Annotated in this window: 15 protein-coding genes; 9 read left to right on the forward strand and 6 right to left on the reverse strand. The window is 48.9% G+C overall.

Annotated elements, in window-relative coordinates:
- Position 1: 1 nt before the first annotated feature.
- A complete protein-coding gene (locus GON22_RS26780) occupies positions 2 to 82 on the forward strand; it encodes an IS3 family transposase (RefSeq protein ID WP_087440906.1) in 81 nt (26 codons plus the stop codon).
- Between the two features lie 380 nt (positions 83 to 462).
- On the opposite strand, the gene GON22_RS19055 is transcribed toward GON22_RS26780, so the two are convergent.
- The 3 genes from GON22_RS19055 to GON22_RS19065 are packed head-to-tail and all read right to left on the reverse strand — an operon-like array spanning position 463 to position 3,296.
- Positions 463 to 1,068 (reverse strand): response regulator transcription factor, encoded by a 606-nt coding sequence (locus tag GON22_RS19055; protein ID WP_160397704.1) that lies wholly within the window; start codon positions 1,066 to 1,068, stop codon positions 463 to 465.
- Positions 1,065 to 2,195: a sensor histidine kinase gene (locus tag GON22_RS19060; protein ID WP_160397705.1), complete on the reverse strand. Its 1,131-nt coding sequence runs from the start codon at positions 2,193 to 2,195 to the stop codon at positions 1,065 to 1,067. Before GON22_RS19060 ends, GON22_RS19055 begins: the two co-directional genes overlap by 4 nt.
- A gap of 48 nt (positions 2,196 to 2,243) precedes the next feature.
- Positions 2,244 to 3,296, reverse strand: coding sequence for a fatty acid desaturase (locus GON22_RS19065; protein WP_160397706.1), 1,053 nt, complete (start codon positions 3,294 to 3,296; stop codon positions 2,244 to 2,246).
- 215 nt (positions 3,297 to 3,511) lie between these two features.
- Here GON22_RS19065 and GON22_RS19070 point away from each other — a divergent pair, with 215 nt between their 5' ends.
- Complete coding sequence (locus tag GON22_RS19070) at positions 3,512 to 4,141, forward strand: methyltransferase domain-containing protein (RefSeq protein WP_160397707.1); 630 nt, start codon at positions 3,512 to 3,514, stop codon at positions 4,139 to 4,141.
- Between the two features lie 94 nt (positions 4,142 to 4,235).
- Entirely contained in the window at positions 4,236 to 5,261 is a 1,026-nt protein-coding gene (locus GON22_RS19075; RefSeq protein WP_160397708.1) for an NAD-dependent epimerase/dehydratase family protein, read from the forward strand.
- Positions 5,262 to 5,299: 38 nt separating this feature from the next.
- On the opposite strand, the gene GON22_RS19080 is transcribed toward GON22_RS19075, so the two are convergent.
- Together GON22_RS19080 and GON22_RS19085 are read right to left on the reverse strand one after the other, a co-directional pair.
- Positions 5,300 to 6,322 carry a serine hydrolase domain-containing protein gene (locus GON22_RS19080; protein ID WP_160397709.1) on the reverse strand — a complete coding sequence of 341 codons (1,023 nt, stop codon included), beginning with the start codon at positions 6,320 to 6,322 and terminating at the stop codon, positions 5,300 to 5,302.
- A 31-nt stretch (positions 6,323 to 6,353) separates the two neighbouring features.
- On the reverse strand, positions 6,354 to 7,181 hold the full coding sequence (locus GON22_RS19085; protein WP_160397710.1) for a MerR family transcriptional regulator: 828 nt from the start codon (positions 7,179 to 7,181) through the stop codon (positions 6,354 to 6,356).
- Between the two features lie 119 nt (positions 7,182 to 7,300).
- Here GON22_RS19085 and GON22_RS19090 point away from each other — a divergent pair, with 119 nt between their 5' ends.
- From GON22_RS19090 to GON22_RS19115, 6 genes are all read left to right on the forward strand, one after another.
- On the forward strand, positions 7,301 to 8,605 hold the full coding sequence (locus GON22_RS19090) for a ferredoxin reductase family protein (protein ID WP_160397711.1): 1,305 nt from the start codon (positions 7,301 to 7,303) through the stop codon (positions 8,603 to 8,605).
- Positions 8,606 to 8,740: 135 nt separating this feature from the next.
- Positions 8,741 to 9,514 (forward strand): TerC family protein, encoded by a 774-nt coding sequence (locus GON22_RS19095; protein ID WP_160397712.1) that lies wholly within the window; start codon positions 8,741 to 8,743, stop codon positions 9,512 to 9,514.
- 166 nt (positions 9,515 to 9,680) lie between these two features.
- Positions 9,681 to 10,379 carry a response regulator transcription factor gene (locus GON22_RS19100; protein WP_202113334.1) on the forward strand — a complete coding sequence of 233 codons (699 nt, stop codon included), beginning with the start codon at positions 9,681 to 9,683 and terminating at the stop codon, positions 10,377 to 10,379.
- An 84-nt stretch (positions 10,380 to 10,463) separates the two neighbouring features.
- Positions 10,464 to 11,387: an ABC transporter ATP-binding protein gene (locus GON22_RS19105; RefSeq protein WP_160397713.1), complete on the forward strand. Its 924-nt coding sequence runs from the start codon at positions 10,464 to 10,466 to the stop codon at positions 11,385 to 11,387.
- The gene (locus GON22_RS19110; protein ID WP_160397714.1) at positions 11,380 to 12,129 is read left to right on the forward strand and encodes an ABC transporter permease; all 750 of its coding nucleotides are present in this window, start codon (positions 11,380 to 11,382) and stop codon (positions 12,127 to 12,129) included. Before GON22_RS19105 ends, GON22_RS19110 begins: the two co-directional genes overlap by 8 nt.
- Before the next feature lie 20 nt (positions 12,130 to 12,149).
- The gene (locus GON22_RS19115) at positions 12,150 to 13,061 is read left to right on the forward strand and encodes a sensor histidine kinase (RefSeq protein WP_160397715.1); all 912 of its coding nucleotides are present in this window, start codon (positions 12,150 to 12,152) and stop codon (positions 13,059 to 13,061) included.
- Here GON22_RS19115 and GON22_RS19120 read toward each other — a convergent pair.
- The gene (locus GON22_RS19120) at positions 13,051 to 13,524 is read right to left on the reverse strand and encodes a GNAT family N-acetyltransferase (RefSeq protein ID WP_160397716.1); all 474 of its coding nucleotides are present in this window, start codon (positions 13,522 to 13,524) and stop codon (positions 13,051 to 13,053) included. The genes GON22_RS19115 and GON22_RS19120 overlap by 11 nt on opposite strands.
- Between the last annotated feature and the right edge of the window lie 3 nt (positions 13,525 to 13,527).

Here is a 13,527-nt window from a genome sequence, read left to right on the forward strand (position 1 = left end):
CATTCACTTTTACAATTACGAACGGCTACAAGCAAAACTAAACGGCCTAAGTCCAATGGAATTCAGGACCAAGGCCGCTTAATTAGCTTTTATTTTTTGTGCTGTCTACTTGACGGGGTGCAGTTCACTTTTAAGACAGCTTTTCTATTTGTACCCCAGAACAGGCAAAATGCGCCCAAAACATCGGAAGCCGCCTCTCTCGTTGTACAAAATGCAATGACACCTTCCTACTGCTGAGCCCGAGTCGTTTCCATTGTACAAACTGCAATGAGCAGGCTGCTGTCTGTACGAAAGCCGTCTTAAACAGTGAATGCCCTGCAGACCGCTGTCCGTGCCGGTGGCGCGTTGCGCTCCGGCCGCCGCCCGCAGCCAACGTAACGCCAACTGCCTCGACGCGCAAAAAAGGGCTGTCCCTCAGCCGCCGTAGCTTTTGGGATGCCCTTGTGATTTTGCTCCGGCCTCTTACTTAAACCAGCCCTTCTCCTTAAACTGTTTAATGGCCTCGACCCGGTTGCCAACGCCCAGTTTGTTGAGAATAACAGAGATGTAATTCCGAATCGTTCCGGTCGTAATAAACAATTCCTTGGAGATTTCTTTGGTGCTCTTGCCATCAGCAATAAGCACAAGCACGGCTTTCTCCCGCTCGGTAAGAGGGTTCTCCTCGCCATAGGCTTCATCCATCAATTCGGGTGCATAGAGGCGCCGGCCGCCTACGATAGTCCGGACGGAATTCGCGAGCTCCTCGCTCGGGCTGTCTTTGAGCAGATAGCCATGAACGCCGGCTTTGATCGCTCTTTCGAAGTAGCCTGCACGGGCGAACGTCGTAAGGATGACGACTTTGCAATCTAAGGACAAGGCAGCCAGTTCCTCGGCAGCTTCCAACCCGTTCTTGAGCGGCATCTCGATATCGAGAATACAAACGTCTGGCTGATGAAGTCGCGCCAGCTTGACGGCATCCTCGCCGTTGCTGGCTTTCGCGACCACCGCCATATCCTCCTCTAGGTCAAGCAATGCAGCAAGAGCGCCGAGAATCATTCGTTGATCCTCGGCAATCACGATTCGAATCATATGCCAGCCTTCTCTCTTGGATGGGTATTAGGCACTTTCATCACAAGGGAGGTTCCTGGCCCTTCTCCTAGCTCAAGGCTCCCATTGACGAATTCCAGGCGTTCCTTCATCCCTTTAAGGCCGCTGCCTGTGGAATAGACCGAATTTTGCGCCATGCCGATCCCATTGTCCTCGACAATCGCGACCAGGGCTAGGCGGTCCGGCCGGATCGTAATCGTACAGGCGGATGCCCCGCTGTGCTTAACGAGATTGGTGACCGCTTCCTTCAAGCACATGCAGAGGACGTTCTCGTTCATGAGCGATAAGTCTTTCGGCTCTAAATCACCTTCAACCGTCAGCTCGATTTGCGCCGTTGTCAGCATCTGCTCGATCCGGGCCATTTCTTCTGTCAGCTTTGCGCCGCGCATTTGCCTTACGATCTGCCGTACTTCCTTCAGGGCGTTTCGCGCCGTCTGCCTGACATCCTTCATCTCCACTACAGACTGGGAAGGATTTTTGGCCATTAGCTTAAGGGCTAAGTCGCTCTTCAGCCCGATCAGGGAAAGCTTCTGGCCGAGTGTATCATGCAGATCCCTAGCGATGCGCTGGCGCTCCTCAAGCTTCACCAATTCCGAGATGCGCTTGTTTGCGTCGTTCAGTTGGCCTTGCAGCCGCTCGTTCTTATTGCGGTTATAGTTGGTAATGGGCAGCAGGATAACCATGATCAAACAGATGAAGACGAAGGGCAATTGGCTGATGGCCATCGGATTTTTGACGACGATTGCATAATCGATGGTCGCAATCGTTACTGTAAGGTGAATCACGTACAGGGTAATGAAGCCCTTCTTGCTCGTAATGTTCCCGATTACAAAGGTTAGCAACAATGAGAAGTATACGAATCCGAACAAGATGGTCATGGCAATCGAGATGGCGATCTGGACGCCCGACCATACATACACCTTCCATCCTTTGGTGACGAAGACAAGCACATAGGAGACGAAGAATAGAATAATGAGCGCTATTCCCGCAGCGGTATGGGCTTTGGAAGAAGTGCGAAAGATATAATAGAAAGGCAAGATGAACAAGATGGCCCAAATGAAAGGATTAAGCCCGGTCGTTTTGTATAAATTCGAACGCCACTTTAACATGCTGCTGTTCCACCTTTTATGATGGCTAATTGCGCTTCAAATCCCGCTCTATCCGATACCGGCTTTCCTGTTAACCGGAATAGCTGGCTTCTTCGCAGCAACCTTCCTGCGAGCGGACTTTAGTTCGCGGAAGCCGATAAACGTCTTCGCGTCCTCATCCCATAACCGGAACCGAAGCGAGCGCAGGCTGGTACGAAGGTTAATCGTCATTGCTTTCTGAAGCGGCGGAATCGCCAGATGAGTTTTCTCTAGATTATAATTCGGCACCTTCGGGTTCAAATGATGCACATGATGGAAGCCGATATTGCCCGTTATCCATTGCAGCGGGCGGGGAAGCTGATAATAGGAGCTCCCTTCAACAGCAGCTTGCACATAGCTCCACTTGTCGTCATTCTCGAAGTAGGAATCCTCGAACTGATGCTGAACATAGAATAACCAAATTCCCATCATTCCTGCAACCCAAAGGATCGGGGCTTGCACGAGCAATAAGCTTTTCCATCCCACTAACTCACCTAACACAACGTACAAGGCGACAATCGCCACATTCGTCATATACGTATTGAGCTTCTCACGGCGCTTCGCCCCCGGTCGGTTCTTGCGGTAGGTAACGAGAAAGACGAGCAAAGGGCCGAGCACGAGCATGATTAGCGGGTTCCGGTACAGCCGGTAGGCCAGCTTAAGCCGCGGCGAAGCGGCGATGTATTCGTCTACGGTCATGACCCACATGTCGCCGACGCCCCGCTTGTCGAGGTTGCCGCTTGTCGCATGATGGATATTGTGCGCATTCTTCCATTGCTCGTAAGGGAAATGCGTAAGGACGCCAGTAATGTTCCCTAGCCAATCGTTCGCCCGGCGGCTCTTAAAGAACGACTGGTGGCAGCAATCATGAAAAATGATAAATGTTCGGATCAGAAAGCTCGCCGCAACAACAGCAATCGGCAGCGTTAGCCAGTAAGAGACGGACAAGCTTGCATAAGCCGCGATCCATAGCGCAATAAACGGCAACAGGGTGTTGCCTAGCTGGCGAAAGCTAGCCTTGGCATTCGTTCGTGCGAATGGTGCTGAATGTTTCTTCAATTCTGCAATGTTCATCGGATCCATGGGGGACTTCCTCCTAATTGAAGCTCTCGCGCTGCATATCCCAGCGATCGTATATCTTCATTATAAGGAGGCATGCATGGTTGCTTACAGTCATAAACGTCAAGCTAGGAGTATGATAAATGTCATGGGTGGTATTGCTCGCTTTCATTGGGAATGCTAGTATTTACCATAAGAAATAGTTATTTTACAGAATAGTTGAGGAGAGCTGAGACGAGATGAGCGAGATTTCGGCAGTGGAACCTTCCGAAGTCATGAGGGAGCAAGGCAAACAGCATGAGAACTTACATTGGATTGCTGGGAAAGCAGAGGAGCTGCCCTTTGCTGGCAGTGTAGCCGATGGCATTATCTCTACGCTTGCCATTCATCATTTTGTCGACTTGGAAAGAAGTTTCACAGAAATGTTGCGCATACTCAAGGATAACGGACGGCTAGTCCTGCTAATCGCCGATCCCCGGTTATGCAAGGATGGTTGTTGGTTAGTTGATTATTTTGAATCCATTATCAAACAATCGTACTCATCTTACAAGCCTATTGAGGAAGTTGTACAATTGTTGGCGAACGTCTCTGGGCAGCATGTTGAGGTGAAGCCATTCTTAATTCCTTATGATATTGCAGATGGATTCTTTGCTTCCGGGTGGAGAAAACCGCATGAGTACTTAAATCCAACATTTCGTGCAGGCAATTCACCATTAGCCAAAGTGCCGGAAGAAGTGCTTCAACCCATTTTGCAACGATTAGAGAACGATCTGAACAATGGGGAATGGGAACGGAAATATGGCCATTTGCTAAATGAAAATGATTATGAGGGCGGGTATCGCCTGTTAATGCTCAGTAAGATTGTATAGCACAATGAAGGAATGAAGGGAGCTTCGGCTTGGGATAAGCGGAAGCTTTTTTCTTGTCATTTTGATGATCGATTGGGAAGGGTGAAAAATCGGGATGAAGATTGTAATGATAGGCGGAACCAGCTTCATCGGGCCACACGTCGTTAAGCAACTTGCCGGAATGGGGCATCATGACATCACCTTATTTCATCGTGGCCAGACAAAGTGCGAGCTGCCTGCCAATGTGAAACACATTTTTGGGGAAAAGATGCAGTTGGAGCAGTTCAGGGATGAATTCAAATCGTTATCGCCAGACGTTGTTGTCGATATGATTGCCTCTACGGAAGAGGATACGCGAGCCGTTGCGAGAGCTTTCGAAGGAATTGCCGCGCGCCTTATCACCATTAGCAGCCAAGACGTTTACCGTGCGTACGGCATCGTTAGAAAAGCTGATCAGGGACCGCTCGAGCCTACGCCGATTACGGAATCTTCTGCTTTGCGGCTGAATCGTTTCCCCTATCAAGACCCGGCGAAAGATCCGAATGATTGGTGCAACAAATATGATAAAATCCTGGTTGAAGATATTGTTATGAATAACCAGCACATGCAAGGAACGATTTTGCGTTTGCCAGCCGTATATGGGCCCCATGACCCTTTGCAGCGATTTTATAAATACCTCAAATTGAAACCGATCAGCGATAGCCGTCCGTTCGTCCTCGTGGAAGAAAGCTTCTCCAATTGGAGATGGACCCATAGCTTTGTGGAAAATGTAGCTTACGCGATTGCATTAGCGATTACGAATGAACGGTCAGCAGGGCGCATCTATAACGTCGGTGAGCTGCACGCGCATTCTATGCTTGATTACATTAATGAAATTGGCAGTATTCTTAATTGGAAGGGGCAAGTGATTGTTGCTCCTAACGGCAGCTTGCCTGAAGAAATGAAAGTGCCTTTTAACACGGAACAGCCGCTGCTTGTCGATTCGCAACGGATTCGGGAGGAACTAGGCTTTGTTGAGCAATGCTCCTTCAGCGATGGATGCATCCAAACGGTGAAGTGGGAGCTTGCTAACCAACCTGATGAAGCTGTTGATTATGGCAAGGAAGACGAGATTTTACGCCATCTAGGACAATTAAAATAACGAGAGGCCATCCCCCAAGGATGGCCTTTTACATTATATTAGTCCCTCACAGCCGGGATAATGTTTTCTTTAACCAGTGTCCACCGATCACGGGGGTTGCTGATAAACGTGGAAGCAATGGCTACGACAAGACCCTTATCGGGTATGCAGCAAATCGCATTGCCGCCATCGCCCAGTGCTAAGTATGCGGGAATTCCGTCTTCATCGCCTAACCACCACAGATAACCGTATTTGTTAGGGTTCATCGTGGTCGATTCAGCGATCCATGAGCTGGAAACAATCTTACTGCCGTCCCACATGCCATGGTTCAGGTAGAGGAACCCGAAACGCGCCATATCCCGAACGTTAAGCGTAAGGCCCCATCCCCCTGTAGAGTTGCCGCTCGGGTCTTGGACCCATCCCTTCACATTCCTGCCGAATAGGTCGTCGAACCCGAATGATTCCATACCAAAGTCGGGAATTTCCTGCATGCCGATCGGTCTAAATAAGCGCTCGTTCGCGAATGCGCGGGCACTTTGGCCGGTAACGCGCGTAATAATGGCTGACAGCAGATGCGCCCCTGCGGTGGCATACTTGAAGTCCCCGATATTCCCCTGCTCTCCGAGCATATCCAGCGTATAGTTTACCCAGTCAGGCTGCATGCACAGCTGGTCCAGCGGTTCGTTCCAGTCTTGGAATGGATACGGGGCGGTCATTGTGAGAAGATGGCGCAGGGTGATGGACCTTTTCTTCTCGGCATCAGCATGGGGCACATATTCGGGGAAAAAGTCCAATACGCTTTGATCGGCATGCTTGATATATTCTGCATCGATGGCGATGCCAATAAGGGCAGATAAAATGCTCTTAGTAACAGATGTCACATGGTGCGAAGCATCAGTGCCGTAGCCGTTATAGTATTGCTCATAAGCAATAATTCCGTTTCTTACGATCACAATGCCGCTTATGTTGCTGTAATCGGCTTGTATAATGGAAGGAAGTGCGGAAAGCTTGTCCTTGTCCATTCCTAACGTTTCTGGGTCTGCAGTTTGCCACTCGGCCGTGGGCCATTCATTTCTTGGCATGCTGGCTGCCTCCTATTCATGTGGGGTAGGGTTATTTCCTCTTCTTCACTGGAAAATAAACTTCGGTCACAATGCCCTCAGGGCTGTTGGCTTGATTAGGGTCGGTCACGTACACTTCATACGGTGATTTCAGTAACGCATATCCGGCTTGTTCTGCCCATTCCCTCAGCCTCGCATAGACCGAAGTTAGCTCGGAATAAGCCCCTTTTAACACGGCTTTCGCACAAAGCCCCCCTGGCAAATCCCTCGTTCCTTTCACTGCCTCTTTCACCGGGATGGCGAACTCGGTATCATTGCCGATCGGATCGTATTCAGAGCTGTGATAGAAGGTCATTGGCGTACCAAGCGGGGTGAGTTGTTCGGTGGAAATTTTTGCGTACAGCCTGCTGAAATACGTTCCATACCCCTCGGCAAAATCATCACGGCTCATCGTCTGGCGCATATACAAAATGTTCATCGGCTCCGTCACAACTAGCTGCACTTCGATATGGTCGAGGTAGGACATGATAGGGATGCCCTTCTCTAAACTCACAATATCGTCATGCATCTGTTTAAGGGTATAGGCAAAAGCATCAGCTTTTTGTTGAATTTCCCTTCTCTTGCGGTTGAGGGCAGAACGAAGCTGCTCCTCGGAGTGGTCCTCTTCCGATTCCAGAATGGCTTTGATTTCTTCTAGGGAAAAATGATAAGATTTTAGCCGGTTAATAAAGAGCATTCGTTTTAGTTGCCCGATCGAATAGTACCTGTAACCATTCTCGGGATTGGTCTCGCTTGGGTTAATTAATCCAATTTCATCATAGTAACGAAGCGTTTTGGGTGATACTTCGCACAGCTTCGAGAATTCTCCAATCGATAGCACGAGGGTTGGCCTCCATTCTTCATAGGGTAATGCTGGCTAATTGTTTCAAGCGCTAACCATACTGTACACCTTGCCCTAAGGGGAAAGTCTACTGCTTTTCTGAAGTTTAATCTGAGGGGATGATTCACATAATCCATATAAGAAAAAACCTAGGCACCGTGCTCATAACGGCACTCCCACTGCTCAATGTTGCGCTATGGCTTGTTTTTCCGCCGATAGATGATGGAAGCCGGCTGGATTATGATCGGCAGTATATTGGAGAAATTATCGCATCCAGCATGATGCTATTAATGGCTTTTGCCTTTCTGTTGTCAACGCGGCTGCGGTTTCTCGAATCCCTATTTCATGGCCTCGATAAGATGTACGCAGCTCATAGGCATTCGGGGGTGGCTGCGTTCTTATTGCTTATCCTTCATTTTCTTGTGATGCTGTTCATCCCAGACCGCATAACCCCGGGGCGAGTGCCCGGATTTATTGCTTTTGGCGGATTTGTTATTCTCATCTTGTTAACGCTAGCTCCGCGCCTTCCTGTGGTTCGGAAGTTAATCCGCATTCGATATAGAGGCTGGCGGATTTCTCACAAGTTCATCGGCGTTTTCTTTATTATGGGCGCGGCCCACACACTGCTCGTTGATCCGCTCGTTCGTTCAACTATAGTGCCGTTCATTGTATTAATGGCCGCCATTGTAGTGGGCATTGTTTCTTACTTGTACACCGAATTGTTTGCTAGATTCGTAAGGCGAACGGCTGCATACGACGTTCAGGAAGTGAATCATCTGAATAAAAAGGCAGTAGAGGTTGTGCTAAAACAAGCGAAGAAGAAACAGCTGAATTTTAAGGCGGGCCAGTTTCTTTTTGTTCGATTTAAAGGGAATAGAGTGCTGTCGGAACCCCATCCTTTCACGATTAGCAGTTCCCCGAGCGAGACCAATATTCGGCTTACAATTAGCGCTGCGGGTGACTACACGCAATATCTTTACAAGCATCTTAAGGCCGGCACTCGCGCAATCGTCGAAGGCGGCTATGGCATGATGGATTACCGTCAGGGCGGTAAGGAGCAGATCTGGATTGCTGGCGGGATCGGCGTAACTCCCTTCATAAGTTGGATTCGTGACATGCCACAAGAACGCAACCAAAGAATCGATTTCTACTATACCGTTAGAACGCCAGAGGATGCGTTGTATCTGGATGAGATACTTGAAGCAGCACAAGGACAGAAGCAATTTCACGCACATATTCACTATTCGGCTGATCAGGGCAGGCTGGCTATAGAAACGATTTTAGCTGCGTCGGGCAGCCGTGTTGCGGACAAGCATGTCTATATGTGTGGGCCAACCCTTATGATAACGGGTTTCCAACGTCAGTTCCGGCGCCTGGGCGTTCCTTCAAGTTCGATCCATTATGAGGAGTTTGCATTTAGATAATTGCCCAAATGCAGAAAAACAGTGAACTCTTTCGGCGATTCTTTGCGTATAAGCAGGGGTGGACAAGTGAACATTATTTACATGTGTTTGGCTTACTGCCTATGCTTGCCATGATCAGGGAGAGGAGAATTCACGTTGGAGTCAATCTGGTTAGAGTATGCCTGGGCCTTATTAATCCTTATTGGGTTGGAAGGTTTGTTGTCGGCAGACAATGCGCTCGTGCTAGCGGTAATCGCCAAAAATTTACCGGACGAGCAGAAGAAGAAAGCAATTAACTACGGCATCATCATGGCTTTTGTTTTTCGTTTTGGCGCACTGTTCGCGATATCGTTCATTGCGAATGTCTGGCAGGTGCAGGCAATTGGGGCAGCTTATCTGCTATACCTCGGTTTTAAGCATATCATTCAATCGCGCTTCGGCAAGAAGAATGAGAATGGCCATAAGGGCGATAAGGAAGCGAGTAAAGGAAGCGGCTTCTGGCCTACTGTAGGAAAAATCGCGCTGGCGGATCTCGCTTTTGCAATTGACTCGATTCTTGCTGCGGTTGCGCTTGCGCTCGGACTGCCAGATTCGCCGCTGGGAGAGTTCGGCGGGATGGACGGAGGCAAATTTATCGTCGTGCTGCTGGGCGGGATTGCCGGATTGATCTTAATTAAATTCGCGGCTGCGTGGTTTGTGAAGCTGCTTGGACAACGCCCAGCGCTTGAGACGACGGCTTACGCGATCGTCGCTTGGGTTGGCGTAAAGCTTGCTGTTATTACGCTTGCCCATGAGGATATTGGTGCGCTGGATCACGATTTCCCGCATAGTACCGGCTGGACTTTTGTCTTCTATGCCGTATTGGTTGCGATTGCGCTTATTGGTTGGTTTGCGCCTAACAACAAACAAGTGAAGGTTGAACAAACGTAATGCGTTGTATTTGGAAAAGGTACCCGAGGGTACCTTTTTTGCGTTCCATACGAATGCATGGTTGATCAAATTTTCGCGAACGCGGCCGGGCGGCGGACAGGTGCCTTTTGATTTTGCAGGGCAGATGATATGCTGGATGGAATGCCATTCCCAAAGGAGCTTAAGGATGCCGGTGAACCCTCTTATAAACATCTTGGTCGTTGAAGATGATAATGATATTAATTCCTTGCTGTGCAATATCGTCAGAAAGAGCGGGTATGTGCCGAAGCCAGCATACTCCGGAACAGAAGCGATGATCCACTTGGAGAGCCGCACATGGGATATGGTTTTGCTGGATTTGATGCTTCCTGGACTAACCGGGGAAGAAGTGATCTCGAAGCTACGAGGGGAAAGCCATGTTCCCGTCATCATTATTTCGGCCAAGCTCGACCAGCAGACGAAGGTCGATATGCTGCGAACAGGGGCAGACGACTATATTACGAAACCATTTGATATTGAAGAAGTGTCGGCGAGAATCGATTCCCACCTTAGAAGAGCCCGGCGAACGATGGAGGCGCCACAAGCGAAGGAAGTGCGGCATAAAGATATCGTAATTGATACGGATGCTAAGCTGGTGAGCATAGGGGATATGGCAGTTTCGCTTACCGCGCGGGAATACCACATTCTTTTGCTGCTGCTGTCGTCTCCTAAGAAGGTTTTCACGAAGGCGAATTTGTTCAAGAGCGTCTGGCAAGAGGAGTATCACCAAGACGATAATACGATCAACGTACATATAAGCAATTTAAGAAGCAAGCTGCATAAAGCGAATCCCGGCGAGGAATATATTGAGACGATCTGGGGCATGGGCTACCGCCTTAAGAATTAAGATTTTCTTTAGATTTGGCTTAAGGCTGCCTTACGATTTCCTTCCTATAGTAAGGGCATTGCAGAAGAAGGAAGGGAGAGAACGATGAGCCAATATGTTCTGAGAACCAATCAGCTGTCCAAACAATTCAAAAACCAAATGGCGCTGAATAAAGTGAATCTGTCGATTCCGCAAGGATCTATTTATGGTTTTATCGGCCAGAATGGCGCTGGCAAATCGACGCTGATCCGTATTGTTGCGGGACTGGCGTATCCAACAGCGGGCTCCATGGAGTTGTTCGGCGAAAGCAGCGAACGGGCCTTAATTGAAGCAAGAAGGCGGATCGGGACGATTATTGAGGGACCGGCCCTTTATGCGCACATGACGGCGGCTGAGAATCTAGAAGCACACCGCTTGTTACGGGGAATTCCGGGCCGGGCTTGCATCGACAAAACGCTTGCGCTTGTTGGGCTGCGGGATACAGGCAAGAAAAAGGCTAGAAACTTCTCGCTTGGCATGAAACAAAGGCTTGGCCTTGCGATCGCCTTATTGGGAGACCCTGAGTTTCTGATTCTGGATGAACCCATTAATGGATTGGACCCGATGGGCGTCGTGGAGATCAGGCAATTGTTAATGAAGCTAAATCGGGAATACGGGATTACCATTCTAATCTCGAGCCACATCTTGAGCGAGCTGCATCTGCTGGCTACGCATTATGGGATTATTCATCATGGCCATTTGCTGGAGCAATTGACCGCAGCGGAACTGAATGCTAAATGCCAGCATTACCTGCATATCAAGGTCGACCAGCCTGACAAAGCAGCTGCCATTATCGAGACAGGCCTTCATACCACTGCCTATGAGGTCATGCCAGACGGCGTGATCAAGCTGTTTCGGCATGTGGACACACCGGGAAAGGTGTCTGCGCATCTCGTGAAGGAAGGGCTTGTCATCGAACAGTTCATGCCGATGGGAGAAGACTTGGAAGCGTACTTCACAAGCCGGATTGGGGGTGTCTCACATGTATAATCTCATCCAAGCCGAGTGGTTTAAGCTTAGAAAGGACCGCTCCTTCCGAACGATACCTTTATTGATCATTGGCGCAGCTGTGCTTTTATCTTATTTTTCCGTACAGAACGTAGGTGCCGGGGCATTTATCATCAGTAAATTTTATAAGGCAGAAGTGATGGGCTTTAATATTGAAATGATTAAGCTATTTCCGAGCATTCTAGCGGGGTTCTTCATCTCTGGCGAATATGCGATGGGGACGATGAAGAGCGTCGCATCTTCCGGCAACATTCGAATGCGGCTTTATTGGGCGAAACTGGCCGTTTTCTCCATTGGCGCTATGATCATTGCCCTCATTCTGCCGTTCGTGGCGACAGGAGCAAGCAGCGTCATTTCTGGCTTTAACAGTGCGCCTGATTGGCTATTCCTTGCACAAACGACGGGGCTGTACATGCTGTACGCAGCGTCATTCGCTTCCATTATGGCCGTTATCTCCACGATCTTCACGGAAAGCGGCAAAGCGATCGGGTTTTTGCTTATGTTTTTCGTCTTCTTCGATGAGCTCTTGTACGTATTAAGCAGCAAGCTATCCTTCATCGAACCGATATGGAATTATTCCGTGTTCAAGCTGGTATTGGATCTAGGAAGCATTCGTACGCTAGATGGCGGCCAATGGTTTACGTTGTTGGCTGTGCCGGTGTTGACCTATGTCTTGTTTGGGCTGCTCGGCAGCTGGATTTTTCACAGAAAAGAGATTAAGTAATGGAGAGGCGGGTGGGGAACATGATGTGGGTCGCAATCCTATCAGCTGCGGCAGCGATGGTGTTTCTCGCGCGCCTGTTTATATTGAAGGCCGAAATGAAGAGAGCGGTCCGGCAGCTTCACTTGTTAAATCAAGGGGAGACGGGGAAGAAAATAGATGTAGCTTTCTTAGATCGGGACATGGTTGCGCTCGCTGAGGCTATTAATGGCCAGATTGATTTGACTAGGCAAGCCGATGCAGAGAAAAAACGAACCGAACACGAGCTCAAGCAGGCAATATCGAATATTTCCGATGATATTCGGACGCCAATGACTTCTATTCTCGGATACATTCAGTTAATCGAAGAAGAGCATTTGTCAGAGGATAAGAAGAAGGAATACACCCAAATCGTCAGGAAAGGCGCGCTGCGCCTGAAAACGTTATTGGAGGATTTCTTCGAGCTATCCATTATTGAGTCACCGGACTATGCGCTGGGCATGGATCAGATCACGTTGAATGAATTGGTGATCGAATGTTTAGCTGGCTTCTATGAGGCGTTCAATAAACGGCAGATCGAGCCGGCTATTCATATGCCAGAAGGCGAAATCAGCATCTTAGGCGATGCATCGGCGGTTAATCGCGTCATTGAAAACTTGCTTACCAATGCGATCCGGTACACGAGCGGAGATGTCGCTATTGTGCTAGAGAAAACGAGCAGTTCCGTTCGGTTGACGATTCGCAATCCCGCACCGCATGTAAGGCAAGCGGACCTTATGGTAATGTTCGAGCGTTTCTATAAAGCAGATCCAACAAGACGGGAGAACGGGACGGGATTAGGTTTGTCGATTGCGAAGAGCCTAATGTCCAAAATGAATGGAAGCCTAATAGCAGAGCTGCAGGGCAATGAATTATCCATGATCTGTGAATGGAAGGTTGCAGGCACTAGCCAATAACCTGTTCCCATTGTTCTTCGACCAGCTCTTTGTTCGATAGCATCTGTGTTCGCGATTCGATTAACGTAAACCCATTATTCGCATACAGCCTCCGCGCGGCCTTGAGTTCGCTATTGGTCCATAAGATGATTTTGCTGAACCCGGATTCCTTGCAAAAAACGATGGCGGTTTGCAGCAACTGCTGCCCAAACCCCGTACCTCTTACAGAAGGCTCAACAAGAAACAGGCCTAACTGTGCAGTCTCCTCATCGGCTTTCTTAATGCTTATAGAACCTCGTTGTTTTCCTTCTGACTCTAGTACCCAAATGTTTTCTTTACGGTCGCCTCTCGCTATAAACCCGCCGACACTCTGCGCAATAAAATCCCGGAACGATAAGTCATAACCAAACTCTTTATTGTAGAGAGCGTAATGGGAGCTAATGATATAATCGGCATCCTCTGCTCGATAAGGCCTTATGGTCATTGT

The sequence above is a fragment of the Paenibacillus sp. MMS18-CY102 genome, assembly GCF_009789195.1.
Lineage (GTDB): Bacteria > Bacillota > Bacilli > Paenibacillales > Paenibacillaceae > Paenibacillus_T.